Origin of the sequence: Nocardiopsis potens DSM 45234, from assembly GCF_000341105.1 — a bacterium.
Classification (GTDB): Bacteria; Actinomycetota; Actinomycetes; order Streptosporangiales; family Streptosporangiaceae; genus Nocardiopsis_A; species Nocardiopsis_A potens.
Genome location: NZ_ANBB01000021.1, coordinates 87,819 through 106,265, shown reverse-complemented (window position 1 = coordinate 106,265; position 18,447 = coordinate 87,819). Strand labels below are relative to the sequence as shown.

Annotated in this window: 14 protein-coding genes; 7 read left to right on the top strand and 7 right to left on the bottom strand. The window is 77.0% G+C overall.

The genetic code is table 11. The annotated features are described in order from the left end of the window. Positions 1-12: 12 nt before the first annotated feature. Together D459_RS31070 and D459_RS0108060 are read right to left on the bottom strand one after the other, a co-directional pair. Positions 13-1,926 (bottom strand): FtsX-like permease family protein, encoded by a 1,914-nt coding sequence (locus D459_RS31070; RefSeq protein ID WP_017592487.1) that lies wholly within the window; start codon positions 1,924-1,926, stop codon positions 13-15. After that, the gene (locus D459_RS0108060) at positions 1,923-2,702 is read right to left on the bottom strand and encodes an ABC transporter ATP-binding protein (protein ID WP_017592486.1); all 780 of its coding nucleotides are present in this window, start codon (positions 2,700-2,702) and stop codon (positions 1,923-1,925) included. The genes D459_RS31070 and D459_RS0108060 overlap by 4 nt, the downstream gene beginning before the upstream one ends. Before the next feature lie 172 nt (positions 2,703-2,874). Here D459_RS0108060 and secA2 point away from each other — a divergent pair, with 172 nt between their 5' ends. The 4 genes from secA2 to D459_RS0108040 all read left to right on the top strand — a co-directional run bounded on the left by secA2 (position 2,875) and on the right by D459_RS0108040 (position 7,889). Continuing rightward, positions 2,875-5,190 carry an accessory Sec system translocase SecA2 gene (gene secA2, locus D459_RS0108055; protein WP_017592485.1) on the top strand — a complete coding sequence of 772 codons (2,316 nt, stop codon included), beginning with the start codon at positions 2,875-2,877 and terminating at the stop codon, positions 5,188-5,190. A 98-nt stretch (positions 5,191-5,288) separates the two neighbouring features. After that, positions 5,289-6,674 (top strand): sensor histidine kinase, encoded by a 1,386-nt coding sequence (locus D459_RS0108050; RefSeq protein WP_017592484.1) that lies wholly within the window; start codon positions 5,289-5,291, stop codon positions 6,672-6,674. Continuing rightward, positions 6,665-7,342: a response regulator transcription factor gene (locus tag D459_RS0108045; RefSeq protein ID WP_017592483.1), complete on the top strand. Its 678-nt coding sequence runs from the start codon at positions 6,665-6,667 to the stop codon at positions 7,340-7,342. Before D459_RS0108050 ends, D459_RS0108045 begins: the two co-directional genes overlap by 10 nt. 277 nt (positions 7,343-7,619) lie before the next feature. Continuing rightward, a complete protein-coding gene (locus tag D459_RS0108040) occupies positions 7,620-7,889 on the top strand; it encodes a DUF6406 domain-containing protein (protein ID WP_017592482.1) in 270 nt (89 codons plus the stop codon). 132 nt (positions 7,890-8,021) lie between these two features. Here D459_RS0108040 and D459_RS36805 read toward each other — a convergent pair whose 3' ends face one another. From D459_RS36805 to D459_RS0108020, 4 genes are all read right to left on the bottom strand, one after another. Further along, the gene (locus D459_RS36805; protein ID WP_017592481.1) at positions 8,022-10,454 is read right to left on the bottom strand and encodes an acetate--CoA ligase family protein; all 2,433 of its coding nucleotides are present in this window, start codon (positions 10,452-10,454) and stop codon (positions 8,022-8,024) included. 721 nt (positions 10,455-11,175) lie between these two features. Next, a complete protein-coding gene (locus D459_RS0108030; RefSeq protein WP_017592480.1) occupies positions 11,176-12,777 on the bottom strand; it encodes a class I adenylate-forming enzyme family protein in 1,602 nt (533 codons plus the stop codon). Positions 12,778-13,140: 363 nt separating this feature from the next. Beyond that, complete coding sequence (locus D459_RS0108025; protein WP_017592479.1) at positions 13,141-13,500, bottom strand: VOC family protein; 360 nt, start codon at positions 13,498-13,500, stop codon at positions 13,141-13,143. Continuing rightward, entirely contained in the window at positions 13,497-13,928 is a 432-nt protein-coding gene (locus D459_RS0108020; RefSeq protein ID WP_017592478.1) for a Zn-ribbon domain-containing OB-fold protein, read from the bottom strand. The genes D459_RS0108025 and D459_RS0108020 overlap by 4 nt, the downstream gene beginning before the upstream one ends. 223 nt (positions 13,929-14,151) lie before the next feature. Here D459_RS0108020 and D459_RS0108015 point away from each other — a divergent pair, with 223 nt between their 5' ends. Together D459_RS0108015 and D459_RS0108010 are read left to right on the top strand one after the other, a co-directional pair. After that, the gene (locus D459_RS0108015; protein WP_017592477.1) at positions 14,152-14,775 is read left to right on the top strand and encodes a cysteine hydrolase; all 624 of its coding nucleotides are present in this window, start codon (positions 14,152-14,154) and stop codon (positions 14,773-14,775) included. Positions 14,776-14,822: 47 nt separating this feature from the next. After that, complete coding sequence (locus D459_RS0108010; protein ID WP_017592476.1) at positions 14,823-15,602, top strand: SDR family NAD(P)-dependent oxidoreductase; 780 nt, start codon at positions 14,823-14,825, stop codon at positions 15,600-15,602. A 28-nt stretch (positions 15,603-15,630) separates the two neighbouring features. On the opposite strand, the gene D459_RS0108005 is transcribed toward D459_RS0108010, so the two are convergent. Further along, on the bottom strand, positions 15,631-16,860 hold the full coding sequence (locus D459_RS0108005) for a serine hydrolase domain-containing protein (RefSeq protein ID WP_051065352.1): 1,230 nt from the start codon (positions 16,858-16,860) through the stop codon (positions 15,631-15,633). A gap of 172 nt (positions 16,861-17,032) precedes the next feature. On the opposite strand from D459_RS0108005, the gene D459_RS0108000 reads away from it, so the two are divergent. Continuing rightward, positions 17,033-17,977 (top strand): cyclase family protein, encoded by a 945-nt coding sequence (locus tag D459_RS0108000; RefSeq protein ID WP_017592474.1) that lies wholly within the window; start codon positions 17,033-17,035, stop codon positions 17,975-17,977. Positions 17,978-18,447: the final 470 nt, after the last annotated feature.

Genomic DNA, 18,447 nt, shown 5'->3' with positions numbered 1-18,447 from the left:
CCGGCCGCGCCGCTACTCGCGCACCCCGGTGAGCGAGGCCGAGCGGCGCAGCACCGCGCGGGCCGGCAGCACCGCCGAGGGCAGCGCGATCGCCGCGCACACCCCGGTCAGCGCGAGCAGCGGCCCCCAGGGGACGGCCAGCGGGAGCCCGTCCACCCCGGCGGAGAGCGCCCGGTGCAGCACCGCGAGCACCCCGATCACCACCCCCCAGGCGAGCAGCGCCCCCAGCGCGACCACGGCCGCCGCCTCCGCGGCCACCATCCGCAGCACCTGCCCGCCGGTGGCCCCGGCCAGGCGCAGCGCGCCCAGGTCCCGGGCCCGGTCCGAGGCCGACATGACCAGCGTGTTGGCGATGGCCAGGCAGGAGCAGAACAGGCCCATGCCCAGCACCAGCCCGCCCAGCACCGCCACCATCCGGTCGTTCTCCTGCCGGCCGGGCTCCACCTCGCCGACCGCGTCCACCCGGGCGGCGGCGCCGCCGAGCGCCTCCTCCAGCGCCCCGCGCAGCTCCTCGGGGCCGGTGCCGGGGCCGGCCGAGGCGTAGAGGAAGGTCGCCCCCGGCCCCTCCGGCCCGGCCGCCGCGGCGGCCTCGGCGACCGCGGAACCGGGCGGCACCGCCGCGTAGCTCGTCGCGTTCCAGTTCCCCTCGGCCAGCACGCCCCGCACCCGCAGCTCCGCGCGGGCCCCGCCCGGCAGCCGCACCTCGACCCGGTCCCCTACGTCCAGGCCGGTCTCCGCGGCGGCCAGGGGGTCCAGCACCAGGCCGCCCTCGTCCAGGTCGGACAGCGAGCCCCGGACCGCGGGCGGGTCGATCGCCCGGGCGAGGGCGCCCGGCTCGGCGAAGGCCACCGGGGCGGAGACCGGGCCGAGCCCGGCCTCGGCCACGTCCAGCACCGCGAGCTCGGCCCCGGGCACCGCGCGCAGCCGGTCCACCGTCCCGCCGGAGAGCCCGCCGGGGCCGGTCGCCGTCACCACCAGGTCGGCCGAGGTCCACTCCGCGGTGGCGCGGGCCATGGACGCCGAGGTGAGCGAGACCGCCCCGGCGAGCACCCCGGACAGGCCCACGGTGAGCAGCACCGGGGCGCACAGCGACGCGGTGCGCCGCACCGCGGTCCGCATGTTCTCCCGCACCACCAGGGCCCCGGCGCCCGGCAGCAGCGCGGCGGGCAGGGCGAGCGCGGCGGCCACCGGCGGCACCACCACCGGGGCGAGGAACGCCGCGGCCACGATGGAGACCATGCCCAGGGCCATGGTGAGCGGGACGGCGCCGTCGCCGGTCGCGTTCACCAGCCCGTACCCGGCGAGCACCGCCAGCCCGGTGGCGCCCAGGCCGAGCACCCAGCGGCCGAGGGTCATCGCGCCGGTGTCCACCGAGGCCTCGCGGAGCGCCTCGATCGGCCGGATCCGCCGGATCCTGCGGGCCGGGCCCCACACCCCGGCCAGCGCCACGGCGGTGCCGGTGCACGCGGCGAGGGCCATCGGCACCGCCTCGTAGCGCACCTCCGGCACGCCGGGCGCGATGCCGGCGGCGTGCATCAGGCGCAGCAACCCCTCGGCGAGCGGGAGGCTCAGCGCGCACCCGGCCGCCCCGCCCACCGCCGCGACCAGCAGCGCCTCGCCGTACAGCACCGCCCGCACCCGGACCGGCCCGGCGCCGAGCGAGCGCAGCAGCGCGAACTCCCGGCGCCGCTGGGCCACCGAGTAGGCGAACGTGGAGGCGATCACGAACACCGAGACGAACGTGGTGATCAGCATCGTCATGCCGAGCAGGTTGAGCGCGCCGGAGAAGTCGCGGCCGTCCCGCCCGGCGGCCTGCATGGTCAGCCCCACCGCGGAGATCTGCGCGGCGCCCAGGGCGATGATCAGCAGCGAGCCGGCGAACGACGGCCACCGGTCGCGCAGGGTCCGCACCGCGATCCAGATCACCGGGAGCCCCCGGCCGGTGCGGCGGCCGCGCCGGCGCCCCGCTCCAGGCCCGCCAGCCGGGCGGCGACCTCCTCGGGGGAGGGCGCGTCCACCGCGTCCACGAGCCGGCCGTCGGCCAGGAACAGCACCCGGTCGGCGTAGGAGGCGGCCACCGGGTCATGGGTGACCATGACGACGGTGCGCGGCCGCGCACCGCCCGCCCCGGCGAAGCCGCGCAGCAGCCGCAGCACGGTGCGCGAGGATGTGCTGTCCAGCGCGCCGGTGGGCTCGTCGGCGAAGAGCACCTCGGGGGAGGTGATCAGCGCCCGCGCGATCGCCACCCGCTGCTGCTGGCCGCCGGAGAGCTGGGCGGGCCGGTGCCGCTCCCTGCCCTCCAGGCCCACCTCGGCCAGGGCGGCGCGGATCGCGGCGCGCCCCGGCCGGCGGCCGGCCAGCCGCAGCGGCAGCCCGGCGTTCTGCTCGGCGGTCAGCGAGGAGACCAGGTTGAAGGCCTGGAAGACGAACCCGATCCGGTCCCGGCGGAGCAGGGTCAGCCGCCGCTCCGGCAGCGCGGCCAGGTCGCTCCCGGCCACCTCGACCCGGCCCGAGGAGGGCCGCTCCAGCCCCGCCGCGCAGTGCAGCAGGGTCGACTTCCCGGACCCGGAAGGGCCCATGACGGCGGTGAAGGAGCCGGCGGGGAACCCGGCGGAGACCGCGTCCAGCGCGATCACCCGCCCCTCGCCCGCCCCGTAGGCCCGGGTGACGGCGTCCAGCCGCACGGCGTACTCGATCAGCATGCACCGATCACACCGCGGGCGGGGCGGCCCGGTCACTGCGTCCAGGGCGAGGATCCGGGTGGGGCGGGCCCTACCCCGGCGCGTCCCCCACGCGTTGCAGAGTGGAGGTGCGCCGGATGTGCCGGAACACACACCGGGTCCGGCGCGTTAGTCTTGCGTGGTGTTCGGACGAATGGCGGAGAGCGTCCGCAGGCTGCTGGGCAAGCCCGGTGCCGTGGACATCAGGCCCTATACCAAGCTGCTGGAACCCATCGAGGCCCGGGAAGAGGACCTGCGGGCTCTGGACGACGCGGAGCTCACCGCGAAGGCCGCCGAACTCGGCGACGCGGAACTCCCCTACGAGCGCGCCGACCTGATCGAGCTGTGCGCCGTCGGGCGCGAGGCCGCCCGCCGCGCGCTCGGCGAGCGGCCCTTCGACGTCCAGCTGCTCGGCGTCATGGCGCTGCTGGACGGCCACGTCGCGGAGATGGCCACCGGCGAGGGCAAGACCCTGACCGGTGCGCTGGCCGCCGCCGGGTTCGCGCTGCGCGGCAAGCGGGTGCACGTGCTCAGCGTCAACGACTACCTGGCCCGGCGCGACGCCGAGTGGATGCGGCCCCTCTACGACCTGCTGGGCGTGGCGCCCTCCTGGGTCACCGAGGAGTCCGCGCCGGAGGAGCGGCGCATCGCCTACACCGCCGACGTCACCTACGCCTCGGTCAGCGAGGTCGGCTTCGACGTGCTGCGCGACCGGATGGTCACCGACGCCGCCGACCGGGTGCTGCCCGAGCCCGAGGTGGCCATCGTGGACGAGGCCGACTCGGTGCTGGTCGACGAGGCGCGGGTGCCGCTGGTGCTGGCCGGCGCGGCCGAGGCCGCGGCGGCCGACCTGGAGATGGCCGAGGTGGTCAGGACCCTCAAGCCCCGGCTGCACTACGAGATCGACGAGGAGGGCCGCAACGTCCAGCTCACCGAGGACGGCATCGACGAGGTGGAGAAGCGCCTCGGCGGCATCGACCTCTACGACGAGGACGACGTCTCGGTGCTGCCGCGGGTGAACCTCGCGCTCCACGCCCACGTGCTCCTCAAGCGGGACGTGCACTACGTCGTCCGGGACGGCGAGGTGCGGCTGATCAACGAGTCCCGCGGCCGCATCGCGCTGCTGCAGCGCTGGCCGGACGGCCTGCAGGCCGCGGTCGAGGCCAAGGAGAAGGTCGACGTCTCCGAGACCGGCGAGGTGCTGGACTCCATCACGGTGCAGGCCCTGGTGGTGCGCTACCCGACGCTGGGCGGCATGACCGGCACCGCGATGGCCGTCGCCGAGCAGCTGCGCGAGTTCTACGGGCTGGAGGTCGCGCAGATCCCCTCCAACAAGCCGTGCGTCCGCGAGGACGAGGCGGACCGCCTCTACGCCACCCTGGAGGAGAAGGAGGACGCGGTCGTCGCCGAGGTGGCCGAGGTGCACGCCACCGGCCGCCCGCTGCTCATCGGCACCCAGGACGTCGCCGAGTCCGAGCGGCTGGCCAAGCGCCTGGAGGGCGAGGGGCTGACCTGCTCGGTGCTGAACGCCAAGAACGACGCCGATGAGGCGGCGATCATCGCCGAGGCCGGCGAGTACGGCGCGATCACCGTCTCCACCCAGATGGCCGGCCGGGGCACCGACATCCGGCTCGGCGGCAGCGACATGGCCGACCGGGACCGGGTGGTGGAGGCCGGCGGCCTGTACGTGCTGGGCTACGGCCGCTACCCGAGCAGCCGGCTGGACGACCAGCTCCGCGGCCGCGCCGGGCGCCAGGGCGACCCGGGCAAGTCGGTGTTCTTCGTCAGCCTCGACGACGACCTGGTCACCGCGAACGTCGCGGACACCTCCGGCTACACCGCCGACGCCGAGGGGCGGGTCGCCGACCCCACCTGGCTGGGTACGGTCGACCACGCCCAGCGGGTCTCCGAGGGCCAGCTGCTGGAGGTGCACCGCAACACCTGGCGCTACAACCAGCTCATCGACGTCCAGCGCGGCGTGGTCCTGGAGCACCGCGAGGCCGTGCTCACCCAGGGCCTCGGCGACCGGCAGCTGGCCCTGGACTGCGCCCGGCACCACGCCGACCTCATCGACGACGTGGAGGCCGGCGGCGGCGACGGAGAGGCGGAGGTCGCCCGGGCGGCCCGGCTCATCACCCTGTACCACCTGGACCGCGGCTGGACCGACCACAACGCCTTCCTCGCCGAGCTCCGGGAAGGCATCCACCTGCGCTTCCTCGGCCGGCGGGACCCGCTGGACGAGTTCAACCGGGACGCCGTCCCCGCCTTCAAGGGCTTCCTGGACGGCGCCCGGGCCAGGGCCGCCGAGACCTTCGCCGACACCGAGGCCGCCGACGGCGGGATCGACGTCTCCACCGCCGGGGTGAAGCGCCCCTCGATGACCTGGACCTACATGGTCCACGACCACCCCTTCTCCTCCGACCTGGAGACCGTCGTCGGCCGGCTCAAGGGCAAGGGCGGCGGCGCCTGACCCGCCGGGGTGGGGCCCGCCCTACCCCGGGAGCGGGGCCAGGGCGATTCCGCGCCGGGCCCGCCCGGCAATAGCGTTGTGCCGTGGAAGAACACGGAGTGCGGACGGCCGCCGCGGGCGCGGACCGGCGCGGCGCGGCGGGCGGGCCCCCGGGCGCGCGGCCGCGGACCATGCTGCAGGCCCTGGGCGCCCGCCGGTTCCTGATCGGCGCGTGGCCCTGGCGGGCGCTGGTGCACCTGGCCACCACGCCGCTGTCCGCCCTCTTCTTCGGTGTGCCGCTGTTCGTCCTGACCCTGCCGCTCTACCTGCCGGCCTTCCTGGTGGCGGAGGCCGCGGACGGACTGGCGGCCGCGCCGTCCGCGGGGACCGTGCTGGCGCTGCTGGCCTCCGGGGTCGTGCTGACGGCGGTCTTCGGCCCGCTGATGGCGCTGCCCGCCGGGCGGCTGGAGCGGTTCCGGCTGTGGCTGGTGGACGAGCGCGACCCGGGGACGGGGCACCGGTCCCCGGCCGAGCCCGGTCTGTGGGCCTGGGCCCGGCTCCGCTACACCGAGTCGGCGACCTGGGCGGAGCTGGCGCTGCTGGTGCTCACCGCGGCGCTGTTCACCCCGCTCTCCCTGGGGCTGGCCGCGCTCGGAATGCTCTCCGTGATGCTGCTGGCCGCCCCGCTGCTCGCCTCGGAAGAGGTGCCGATGAGCGTCGGCCCGGTGCGGGTCGAGGGCGCCGCGGAGGCCGTGCCGCTGCTACCGGTCGGCGTGCTCATGCTGGTCGCCGCGGTGTACGCGGCCGGCGTCCTGACCGGGGCGCACGGGGTGCTGGCCAGGGCGCTGCTGCGCGACCGGGGCACCGCCGAGCTGCGCGCGGACCTCACCGAGGTGACCCGGTCGCGGGCCCGGCTGGTGGACGCCTTCGAGTCGGAGCGCCGGCGGATCGAGCGGGACCTGCACGACGGCGCCCAGCAGCGGCTGGTCGCGCTCTCCATGCAGCTCGGCCTGGCCCGGCTGGACCTGCCCGCGGACTCGCCGGCGGCGCGCAGCGTCGCCGAGGCCCAGGAGCAGGCCAAGCGGGCCATCGCCGAGCTGCGCGAGCTGATCCGGGGCATCCACCCGCAGGTCCTCACCGACCGCGGGCTGGCCGCCGCCCTGCCGGAGCTGGCCGACCGCAGCCCGGTCCCGGTCGAGGTCGCCGCCGTCCCCGAGGAGCGGTTCCCGGACCACATCGAGGGCACCGCCTATTTCGTGGTCTCCGAGGCCCTGGCCAACGTCGCCAAGCACAGCGGCGCGGCCCGGGCCGAACTGTCCGTGCGGCGCGAGGGCGGCGCCCTGGTGGTCGACGTGACCGACGACGGCCGCGGCGGCGCCGACCCGGCGAACGGGACCGGCCTGACCGGCCTGGCCGACCGGGTGGCCGTGATGGACGGGAGAATGCTGCTGTCCAGCCCGCCCGGCGGGCCGACCGTCGTGAGAGTGGAGTTGCCGTGTCAGTAGAGGCCCCCGCCGTCCGCACCGTCCTGGCCGAGGACGGGGTCCTGCTCCGGGAGGGCCTGGCCGGGCTGCTGGAGCGGTTCGGCTTCGAGGTGGCGGCGGCCGTCGGCGACGCCGGCGCGCTGGCCGCCGCGGTCGCCGAGCACCGCCCCCGGCTGGTGGTCACCGACATCCGGATGCCGCCCGGCTTCACCGACGAGGGGCTGCGGGCCGCCGTGGCGCTGCGCCGCGAGCACCCGGGCCTGGCGGTCGTCGCGCTGAGCCAGTACGTGGAGCAGAGCTACGCCGCCGACCTGCTCGACTCCGAGGGCGGCCGGGGCGTCGGCTACCTGCTCAAGGAGCGCGTCGCCGACGTGCAGGAGTTCGTCGGCCAGCTGCGCAGGGTGCTGGACGGCGGCACCGTGGTCGACCCCGAGGTGGTCCGCCAGCTGCTCCGCCGCAACCGGGATCCGCTGTCCCGCCTCTCCGAGCGGGAGCGGGAGGTGCTGGGCGAGATCGCCGAGGGCCACTCCAACGCGGCCATCGCGGGCCGGCTGCACGTGAGCGAGGCGGCGGTGGGCAAGCACATCGGCAACATCCTGGCCAAGCTGGACCTGCCGCCCTCCGACGACGTGCACCGGCGGGTGATGGCGGTCCTGGCCTACCTGAGGTCGGGCGCGGACCGGCGGTGAGCGCGGCCGAGTCGAGCGCGGCCGCTCCGCGGTTCCGGAGGGGCCGGAGGGGATAGGCGGGGAGCATCCGGGAAGCCGGTGCTTCAGGACGAAAGTCCCCAGCCGGAACTCTCGCGCGAGATGCGACATATCGGGCGGGAAAACGCCGTGCGAGGTCATATGCAATTGCATTTCGGGGCGGTAAAGTTCGGAGAATCCCCTCGGGAGCGGTCGAAATGGCGGCCGCGCCTTCTCTGCCGAGGGGCGGATCTGGCCGGAGGACGGAGACGGGGTCGGCGTGGCTCACGAGGTCGGAGCGGAGGAGAAGGTCACCTACGGGCGCAACGACCGCTTCGATGGCGGTCCGGTCGGAGGCGGCCGGTTCTGGGTGGACGAGGAGGGCCGCCCCACGGCGAGGATCGGGGGCCCGCAGGAATGGCACCCCACCGGAATGCTGGACGTCCGCGTCGGGGACACGTTCAGCGTCGGCGGGCAGACGTGGAAAATCACCGACATCCGCGAGGCGGAGACATCGGACGCCTATCTTCTCTGCGTCCGGATCAGCTGAAATAACGGACCACCGGATTTCCGTCCGGAAATCCGCCCCCGGCACCCGGCAGGGCGATGCTCTTGACGTCGCGGCCCCATCAGAGCGCCTTGATGGGGCCGCGACGTCAAGAGCATCGGGGAGGGCGGTCCCTCAGCGCTCTGCGGCCGCGCGGGCGCGGGCGAAGGCCTTGCCCGCGGCGATCGCGGCGGAGGCGCCCTCCATCGAGGTGTAGCAGGGGATCCCGGCGCGCCGGGCGGCCGGGCGGAGGGCGTCCAGGAGGTCCGGCGGGCCGCACTCGGGGTTGCGCAGCACCAGGGTGACCCGGGAGGCGGGCAGCTCCTCCTGGAGCGCGGCCAGGTGCGACACGTACTCCAGCAGGCCGTCGCGGACCGCCCCGCCGTCCGCGCCCGGGGCGGCGAAGGTCGCGAAGCTCTGCACGTTGGCGTGCGCGACGATGTCCGGGAGCGACCCGTCGGGGCTCTCCGCGGCGACCGCGGCGGCGGCCGGCCGGGCCAGGTCCTTGCGGCCCCGCGGGCCCAGCGGTATCTCCAGCGGGTTGCCGAGCGGCGCGCCGGCGCCCAGGCCCAGCGAGCGCAGGGCGGCGCGGGCGGCGCCGGGGAGCGGTTCCAGGCGGGCCCCGGCCGCGTCGAACACGTCGGCGGCCAGCACGCTCGCCCCGCCGCTCGGCCCGACCACCAGGACGCCCGGGCCGCCGCCGGCCCGCCGGTGCGCGTGCAGCTCCAGGAAGTCCAGCGCGCCGATCAGGGCGTCCTGGCCGTCCACCAGGGCCAGCCCGCACCGCTCGGCGAGCCCGGTCCAGATCCGGGCGTCGCGGACCATCCCGCCGGTGTGCGAGGCGGCGGCCCGCCCGCCCTGCGCGGTCCGGCCGCCGATCAGCGCGACCGCGGGGAGCCGCCCCGCGCACGCCTGCAGCGCCTCGGCCAGCGCCCGCCCGTCCCGCGGGTCCTCCAGGTAGAGGCCGAGGACGCCGGTGCCGGGATCGGCGGCGAGGAACCGGACCAGCTCCGCCGGGGTGACGTCGGCGCTGTTGCCCAGGGTCGCCGCCTTCGCGAACCGCAGCCCGCGCCGCTCGCCCACCCGGACCACCTCGCCGGCCAGCCCGCCGCTCTGCGAGACCAGGCTGATCCGGCCGGGCCGCCCCGGGGCGCCGCCGAGGAACGTCTGGCCCCCGGCGGGGGAGTAGACGCCCATGCAGTTGGGGCCGAGCAGCCGGACGCCGCTCCGGCGGGCGGCGGTGCGCAGCTCGTCCTCCAGCGCCGCCCCCTCCGGCCCGGATTCGGCGAACCCGCCGCTCACCACCTGGACGAAGCCGATGCCGGTGCCGGCGGCGTCGCGCACCGCCTGCGCGCAGCCGCGCGCCGGGACGGCGACCAGCGCGTAGTCCACCTCCGGGGGGACGTCGCGCAGCGAGGGGACCGCGGGCACCCCGTCGACCTCGGCCGCCTCGGGATGCACGGCGACCAGCGTCCCGGAGAAGCCGGCGGCGCGGTACTGCCCGAGGAGCATGTTGCCGAACGACGGTCGGCTCGCCGAGGCCCCGACCACGGCGATCCCGCGCGGAGCGAACAGCCGTGTGAAGTCGGTTCCGGTATCGGCGCCGGTATCGGCGGCCCCGGAGGGCCCGCCAGCCCCGCCCCTCGCGCCCCCGTCCCGCCGCGACGCGGGGGGCGCGCCGGGACCGTCCCCGTGCCCTTGCGGCGCCGGGGGTGCGCCGTCTCCGTTCCCTGTGGTCCCGCCCTCTCGCGGTGTGCGGGGTGCGCCGGGTTCGCCGTCCCCGTGCCTCTGCGGCGCCGGGGGTGCGCCGTTTCCGGCCTCCGCCGTTCCGTCCTCTCGCGGTGCCGGGAGCGCATCGGGATCGCCGTCGCCGTCCCGGAGCAGCAGCCGGGCGTCGACCGCGACCGCACCGTGCGGGCCGGCGATGACCGGGTTGAGTTCGAACTCGGCCAGTCGGGGTCCCAGCCGCTCGGCCAGGCCGCCGGGGCCGCCGACCGCCATGACCAGGTCGAGCAGGGCCGGGCGGTGCACGGGGGCGGCGCCCCGGGCGCCGTCGAGCAGGGCGGCGCCGCGCAGCCCGGCCAGCATCGACTCGACCTCGCCCCGGCGCACCGGGCAGGGCAGCACCGCGGCGTCGTCCAGTACCTCGGTCCAGACCCCGCCCAGGCCGACCATCAGCACCGGGCCGAACGCCGGGTCGGCCAGCACGCCCACGATCAGCTCCACCCCGGCCTCGGCCTGCTCCTCGACGAGGAACCCCGCGGCGGCGTACCCGGCCCCGGCCAGGGACCGGCCCATCTCCTCCGCGGCGGCGGCGACCTCGTCCGGTCCGGCCAGCCCGAGCCGGACCGCCCCGGCGTCGCTCTTGTGCAGCAGCCCGGGGCCGTGGGCCTTCAGTACCAGCGGGGGCCGCAGCCCCGCGGCCGCGCGCGCCGCGCCGGCCGCCGAACCGGCCACCGCGCCGCGCGGCACGGGGACCCCGGCCCGGGCGGCGAGCGCCTTGGCCCGGTGCTCGGGAACGGCCTGCGGGACCGGCCCGCGGCCGGTTCCGGTGGGTGCACTGGTCATGCGGAACTCCTCGGGTCGGCGGCCCCGGTCCGGGGCGGGGAGGGCCGGTGGGCCCTGGCCCGGGCCCGCGGGCGGGACCGGAACGGGCCGCTGCGGGGCCCCAGGGCCCAAAAAGGAAACCGGGCCCTTGGTGGGCCTGTCGGGGCGGACGGTGACGGGGTGAGGATGCCGGAAGAGCGGTACGGGCCCGGACGTCGCCGAACGGGCCCGGTGGAGAGGCGTCCCGGGTACGCCCGCGTCCGCTCCGCGGGCGTGCGCTGGACACGGGCGCAGGAGGACGGGGCCGGCACGGGGATCCGCGGCGCACCTTTCGCCATCCCCAGCGGATCGGACGACCGTGCCGGCCCCGCGTCCCCGTCCCGGAGATCCGGGGCGGGGAGAAGTACCGGCACCATCCCCACGAGCCCCTGCGCCGCCTCGGAGACGGGAGGCCGGCGCAGGGGCGCAGCCCGGCCCCTGCCGGGCGGACACGCCTTCTGATCCGGCCCCGGTCCCCGCGCCCGCCGCAGGGGGAGCCGGAGGCCCGGCCATGCCGGAACGGCCGCCGAAGAGGCGTGCTGCTGACCTGCAGACCGCCGCCCGCTCCGGCGGAGGCCCCGGCACCGACCGCGCCGGACCCTTCCCGCTCGAAGAGAGCGGCGTCCAAGGCGGCCGACCGCTGACCGGCGGCGCCGCTCGCAGGCCCTTTCCGGCCGGGGGAGGGCGCTGTCCGGGGCGGTGGTCACAGGCGGTCGGCGTAGCGGGCGCGGATCTCTCGGCGGAGTAGTTTGCCGGGGCCGCCCGAGGCGTCCGCGGTGTGCGGCAGTTCGTCGGCCAGTACCACCGCGTCGGGGCGCCGGTGCTCGGGGAGGCGCTCGGCCAGGGCCGCGGCGATGCCCTCCGCCGTCGCCCCCGATCCGGGGCGGGCCACCACGGCCAGCAGCAGCCGCTGCTCGACGGGGTCCTCGCCGTCGATGTTCTCCGGCACCCCGACGGCCCCGGCCTCGGCCACCTGCTCCAGTTCGGCGGCGGCCTCCTCGACCTCGGCGGGCGGCGTCCAGCGCCCGCCTTTGAGGATCGCGTCGGAGCGGCGCCCCAGCACGTACAGCCTGCCCTCGCCGTCGATGCGGCCGAGGTCCCCGCCGACGTACCAGACGCCCCGCAGCACCTCGGCGGTCTTGTCCGGGCGGCCGTCGTAGCGGGCCATCCGGTGCGGGCCGGCCAGGTTGATCTCGCCGACCTCGTCCACCAGCGGCTCGCCGCCGGGGCCGGTGACCCGGACCGCGAACCCGGTCCGGGCCCGCCCGGAGGAGCGCAGGTCCTGGCTGCCGTCGTCGAGCCGGCCGCACACCGAGTAGGGGGCCTCGGTCTGGCCGTAGTAGCCGTACACCCGGGCCTGCGGCATCCGCTCCTTGATCCGGTCGAGCAGCGCCGGGGCCAGCGGCTCGCCGCCGAGCACGATGGTGGTGACCGAGGACAGGTCGGCGCCGCGGTGCGCGTCGCCGGCGAGCAGCGCGCTGAAGAAGCTCGGGATCAGGCTGACGTGGGTGACCTTCTCCCGGGGCACCACCCGGAGGAAGTTCTCCGGGCCCCAGTCCTGCTCCAGCACCAGGTGCATCCGCCCGTACAGCGCCGGGCCGGCGATGGCGGGGAAGCCGATGCCCCAGATGATCGCGCCGGTGCCGAAGACCGAGTCGTCCTCGCGCGGGATGTCCTGCCAGAGCCGGGCGGTGGCCAGCGCGCTGGCGTGGGTGTGCAGCACCGCCTTGGGCAGGTCGGTGGAGCCGGAGGTGTAGAAGAGGGCCAGCGGGTCGTCCCCGGAGCCGCGGATCTCCGGCTGGTCCTCGGGGCACCGGGCGGCGAGGGTGTCCAGGTCCACCGCGTCCTCGGAGGGGCCGCCGAGCCGCAGCCACAGGCCGATCCCGGGCAGTTTGGGGCGGACCTCGGCGACCAGCGCGTCCATCCCGGCGTCGTAGACGAACGCGGTGGCGCCGGAGCGGTCGACCACGGCGGCCAGCACCTCGGCGCTCCAGAACGGGTTGAGCGCCGCGGTGACCGCGCCGATCTTGAACTGGGCGAGGTAGGTCTCGGCCACGCCGAGCGTCTCGCCGAGCAGCGCGGCGACCCGCCGGCCGGGGGCGACGCCGGCCCGGAGCAGGGCGTGGGCGCGCCGGTTGACCGCCCGGTCCAGCTCGGCGTAGCCGAACCGGCGCTCGCCGCAGTAGGTCAGCGCGGTCCGGTCCGGGCAGGCGAGCGCGCCGGCGGTGAGGACGGCGTAGCCGTAGTTGCCGAAGGGGTCGGCCGCGGGGGCGGGGACGGGGGCGTCGGAAGGGGAGGGCGTCACGGTTCCGGGCTCCTTCGCTGCCTGCGGTCCCCGGTGCCGCGCGCCCGGCCGGGCGCGCGGCACCGGGGTCACCGCCGGGGAGGGGGGCTGACAACTGTTGGTGATTTCATCGGTACTTCTCAATGATTTCCGTTACCATCGCCTCAGGCGGTTCAGTGATCCGGCGCGTATGCAGGGCGTTCACCGTCAGAGCGCCTGGAAGCGGGCGCGTCTCGAAGAGAGCACCGCCTGATATGGGAACCCTCGCCGGGAAGTTGCCCGGAGAGGAGAAACGCCTCGTGGAGACCGTGTGAGACCTCGCTCTTCGGAGTCGGCGGCGGTCGGTGAAGCAGGAATGAAGACCAGCGAGAGGAACGCTGGGATTCACTCAACGGAGTAGAGGACGACGGGGTTGCCCGCGGGGTCGGCGACGACGGCGCGGACCTCGTGCGGGCCGGCCTCGGCCGGGCGGAGCAGCGGTGCCCCCCGGCGGGTCAGCTCGGCGACGGCCGCCTCGACGTCGGGCACCCGCACCGAGACGGCGGGGACGCCGCCGGTCACCTCCTCGCTCCCGGCGGACAGGGCCAGGGTGACCCCGCCGCCGTCCAGCGCGGCGAACCGGTCCCCGTCGGTGAACCGGACCGGCAGGCCGAGGCCGTCGCGGTAGAAGGCGGTGGAGGCCGCCACGTCGGTGCTGGGGTACAGGACGTTGCCGATGCGGGCCGCGGCGGCGCCGTCGCTCATCGCTCTCCTTCGCGTCGGGGGCGGAAGTCGGGGATCGGGCCGAAGCCGGGCAGGTCGGTGAAGGCCACCTCGACCGGCAGGCCGATCGCCTCGGTGCCGGGCGGGTGGCCGAGCAGGCCGCCGAAGGCGCGCAGCCCGGGCTGCTCCTCCAGTTCCACCCAGGCCACGGTGTAGGGGGCCAGGCCGGCGAAGCCGGGGACGAAGGGGCGGTGCACCGTGGTGTGGGTGACCACGCGCCCCCGCCCGGAGACCGCCTCGTAGGCCAGGGAGCCGCCGCCGCAGAACGGGCAGCGCTCCTCGGGGAAGTGCACGTAGCGGCGGCAGGAGGCGCACCGCTGGATGGAGAGCACGCCGGCCCGGCAGGAGGCCCAGTACGGCTCGGTGAGCGGGGTCGGCACCGGGTGCGGGCGCTCGCCGGGGACGCTCATCGCGGCGACCTCCTCACTGCCGGCCCTGCGGTGCGGTCCGGCGCCCGGCCCGCCGCGGGGCCCGTGACAACCGGATGCAGTCAAGCTAGCGTACGCTTGGTTGGTCGGCAAGGGCGGGCACCGCCCCGGCCGGCCGCGGCCGCGCCTCCCCGGGCCCGGAGCGGGGAGGCGCGGCGGACCGGCGCCCGCGCGCCGGTCCGGACCCGGAGAAAGGCGGGAGCCGATGCCGTTCGACCTGCGCGCCGCGCTCGCACCGGAGCGCACCGCGGTGCTCGCGATGGAGCTGCAGGAGGGCGTCATCGGCGAGGGGGCGCGCTTCCCCGAGCTCGCCGCGGCCGCGGACCGGGCGGGCCTGCGGGCCAACGCCGCCCGGGTGCTGGGCGCCGCGCGCGCCGCGGGCGTCCCGGTGGTGCACTGCACCGCGGCCTTCCGGGCCGACCGCCGGGGCAGCCACACCGGCAACTCCCCGTTCATCCGCCGCCTGCTGCGCGACCCCGGGCACATGCTGGAGGGCACCCCGGCCGTCGAGGTCCTCGGCGGCCTGCGCGCCCCCGGCGACCTGGAGTCCCGCCGCCACCACGGCTTCTCCCCGTTCACCGGGACCGGGCTGGACACCGCGCTGCGCGCGATGGGCACCGGAACCGTGGTCGCCCTCGGCCTCTCGGTCAACCTGGGCGTCCTGGGGCTCGCCCTGGAGGCGGTCAACCTCGGCTACCGGGTCGTCGTCGCCGAGGACGCGGTGGCGGGGGTCCCGGAGGAGTACGCGCGGGCGGTCATGGAGAACACCATCGCCCTGCTCGCGGCGCGGGCGCCGGCGGCGGACATCGCCGCCGCCTGGGCCGGCTGAGCGGGGCCGGAGCCGCCGGGCGGCGGCCGACGGGAAGGACGGAGCGGATGGCCGACGGACACCGCGGGCGGCCCCTCTACGGGCGCCCCCTCCACGGGCGGACCGCGCTGGTCACCGGAGGAGCGGGCGGCATCGGCCGGGCGGTCTGCGCGGCGCTGGCCGCGGCCGGCGCGCGCACGGTGGCGGCCGACGTCGACGGGGCGGGGGCGGAGCGGACCGCCGCGGCGCTGCCCGGCGCCGCCGCGGTCCGGATCGACCTGGCCGACCCGGAGGACGTCGCCGCCGGCGTCGACCGGGTGCGCGCCGCCGCCCCCGGCGGCGTGGACGTCCTGGTGCACAACGCCGGGGTGAGCGTGATCGGCCCGTTCTGCGACAGCGACCCCGCCGACTGGGACCTGATGTGGCGGGTCAACGCCCGCGCCCCGATGCAGCTCACCCAGGCGTTCCTGCCCGGGATGACCGAGCGCGGGTTCGGCCGGCTGATCTTCGTCTCCTCCGACGGCGCCCGGGCCGGCTCCGGCGGGGAGGGCGCCTACGCGGCGACCAAGGCCGCGCTGTTCGGGCTGGCCAAGACGCTGGCCAGGGAGACCGCCCGGCACGGGGTGACCAGCAACGTGCTCTGCCCCGGCCCCACCGACACGCCGATGCTGCGCGGGGTGGCCCGGGAGCACCCCGGCCTGGTGGACCGGCTGGCCCGGCGGATCCCGGTCGGCCGGCTGGGGGACCCGCGGGACGTGGCCGAGGCCGCCGCCTTCCTGGCCGGCCCCGGGGCCTCCTACATCACCGGCCAGACGCTCTCGCTGAGCGGCGGCATGACCATGCACTGACCCGCGGGCGCCCGGCCGGCCCCGCCGCTCAGCGGAGGCTGTCGTAGACCGCCTTGACCAGGCGCATGGAGCGCATCCCGCCGGACAGCTGCGCGCCCAGGCCGTTCACCACGTAGCCCAGGGAGATGCCGTGATCGATGTCGGCCAGGCCGATCGAGCCGCCCGAGCCGGTGTGCCCGAACGCGCCCTGCCGGGCGGCCCGGGGCACCGCGAAGGTGAGCGAGGGCCGCATGAAGCCCAGCCCGAACGAGCTCTCCAGCACCAGCACCCGGTCCGGGCCGGCCACCCGGGGGCGGACGGCGCCGCGCAGCGTCTCCGGGGCGACGATCCGCCCGGCCAGCAGGTCGCGGTAGAACCCGGCCAGGCCGGTGGCGGAGGCGACCACGCCGGCGGCCGGCCACCCCGCGGCGAGCACGCCCCGGTTGTTGAACCGGCCGGGCACCGCCGAGACGTCGGGCTGGGCGAAGCTCCGGGAGAACGCGCTCTCCGGGTCCTGCGCGGCGCGCTTCATCCGGCTGAGCGGGTCGTCCCCGGTCGGCGCGGCACCGGCCGCAGCCCCGCCGCGCTCCGCGTCGGCGGCGGAGGAGGTGAGCCGCGCGGCGCGGTCCAGCACCGCGTCGGGCGCGCCGACCCACAGGTCCAGGCCGAGCGGCCCGGCGATCTCGTCGGCCACGTAGCGGCCCACGGTGCGCCCGTCCAGCCGGCGCACGATCTCCCCGGCCAGCCAGCCGTAGGTGAAGGTGTGGTAACCGTGCGCGGTCCCCGGCTCCCACTCGGGCGCCTGCCCGGCGAGCAGCGCGGCCATCGCCGCCGGGTCGGCGGCCTCCTCCGCCGTCACCGGCCGGGCGAACGCGGGCAGCCCCGCCTGGTGGGAGAGGAGGTGCTCGCCGGTCACCCCGGCCTTGCCCGCCGCGTCGAACCCGGGCCACCAGGAGGCCGCCGGCGCGCCGAGGTCGTGCCCGCCGCGCTCGGCGGTGCGCAGCGCGGCGGCCGCGGTCAGCGCCTTGGTGCAGGAGAACGCGAAGCAGGGGGTGTCGCGCTCCCAGCGGCGCCCGCTCTTGTGGTCGGCGAGGCCGCCCCACAGCTCCACGACCTTCTCGTCGCCGACGTGCACGGTGATCGCGGCCCCGGTCTCCAGGCCGCGGGCGAAGTTGTTCTCGAACACCTTGCGCACCCGCGCGAACTCCGGCGCGCACGTCCCCTGCACCCCGGCGGCCCCCTCCGGAACCGCCTCTCCGCTCTGAGCTGCCGATCTCACCTGCGACACTCCCTTCTCCGGCCGCGCGGCGGCCGCCTCCGCGACTGTAGACCACCCGCCCCCGGACGCGCCCGCCCGGGACCCGGGGCCCGATGAGAGGCGCCGCACGCCCCGGCGGCCCGCATCCGCGGGCGGCGGCGCGCACCGCGCACGAACGGACAGGAGGACGGCCATGCCCGAACCGCCGCACAACTGGGGGCGCTGGGGGGACGGCGACCAGCTCGGCACGTTGAACCTGCTCACCCCGGAGCGGGTGCTCGCCGCGCTGTCGGCGGCGCGCACCGGCCGGGTGTTCAGCCTGGCCCTGCCGATCAAGGGGGCGACCTCGGGGACGGCTCCGTCGGGGGTCCCGCACATGGCGGGCCGGCCGCTGCCGCAGCACTTCATGTCGGTCGACGGCGGCGACTACGCGGCCGGCGTGCGCCCGATCGGCGCCGGGCTGAAGACCGCCGACGACGCGCTGGTGCTCTCCCCGCACGGCACCACCACGCACATGGACGCGCTCTGCCACATGTGGACCGGGGACGCGCTCTACAACGGCCACCCGGCCGGCAGGGTGCGCAGCTACGGCGCGGGCCGGCTGGGCATCGAGCACGCCGCCGGGCGCGGTGTGGTCGCCCGCGGCGTGCTGTTCGACGCGGCCCGGCACCGCGGGGTGGAGCGGCTGGAGGCCGGGGACCGGGTCGGCGCGGAGGAGCTGGCGGAGATGGCGGACGCCGCCGGGGCGGGCGGGCCGCGGGCCGGCGACGCGGTGCTGCTGCGCACCGGGTGGCCGCTGGCCTGGGCCGAGGACCCCGCGCACTACCAGGGCGCCCAGCCCGGCCTGGGCGCCGACGCCGGGCGCTGGCTGGCCGCGCGCGACGTCGCGCTGGTCGCCGCGGACAACACCGCGGTGCAGGGCCTCAACGCCGACGGCCGCTCCGACGAGGACCTCGGCGACGACCTGCACCTCACCCTGCTCTGGCGGCACGGCATCCACCTGGCGGAGATGCTCTGGCTGGAGGACCTGGCCGCGGCGCTCGCCGCCGAGGACCGCTCCGACTTCCTCTTCATCGCCCTCCCGCTCCCGCTCCACGGAGGCACGGCGAGCCCGGTCAACCCGGTCGCGGTGCTGTGACGCCCCCTGCCGGACGGCCCCCGGCGGCCCGGCCGCGACGGGCCGCCCGGGGGCCGCCGGCCGGGGCGATCGGCGCGCCTCCTCGCCCGCACGGGGCCTGCTCTCCGCGCGCATCGCCCCGAAGCCGGCTGGCAGGGCCGTCGGCGGCCGGTGGATCGCCGGAGGAGCGGGCGGCTTCCGGGCGCCGGTGCGTCCGGCCTGCTCGGCGAGGGGCGGGCGGAGCGCCCGAGAGGCCGGCCGGGGGGCGGGCGGGGCGAGGGGCGGGAGCGGCGTATGCGCTGCTCGGAGAGGTCCCCGAAGTGCCGAAACCCCGGGGCGGCGGCCGGATCCGGCCGCCTGCGGGGGTGGAAGGCCGTTTATCGGCTGCTTATCCTTGCTGCTCATGCGGGCGTTCCCGGATCGTTCAACGGACAAATCGAGACATTTCAGTTACACGAACAGTCCATGGGCGTGACCCCCGGGTCGCTACG

Coding starts and splice junctions, on each gene's coding strand:
- D459_RS0108060 (WP_017592486.1), bottom strand. CDS start 2,702: ATGCTGATCGAGTACGCCGTGCGGCTGGACGCCGTCACCCGGGCCTAC.
- secA2 (WP_017592485.1), top strand. CDS start 2,875: ATGGCGGAGAGCGTCCGCAGGCTGCTGGGCAAGCCCGGTGCCGTGGAC.
- D459_RS36805 (WP_017592481.1), bottom strand. CDS start 10,454: ATGACCAGTGCACCCACCGGAACCGGCCGCGGGCCGGTCCCGCAGGCC.
- D459_RS0108025 (WP_017592479.1), bottom strand. CDS start 13,500: ATGAGCGACGGCGCCGCCGCGGCCCGCATCGGCAACGTCCTGTACCCC.
- D459_RS0108020 (WP_017592478.1), bottom strand. CDS start 13,928: ATGAGCGTCCCCGGCGAGCGCCCGCACCCGGTGCCGACCCCGCTCACC.
- D459_RS0108015 (WP_017592477.1), top strand. CDS start 14,152: ATGCCGTTCGACCTGCGCGCCGCGCTCGCACCGGAGCGCACCGCGGTG.
- D459_RS0108010 (WP_017592476.1), top strand. CDS start 14,823: ATGGCCGACGGACACCGCGGGCGGCCCCTCTACGGGCGCCCCCTCCAC.
- D459_RS0108000 (WP_017592474.1), top strand. CDS start 17,033: ATGCCCGAACCGCCGCACAACTGGGGGCGCTGGGGGGACGGCGACCAG.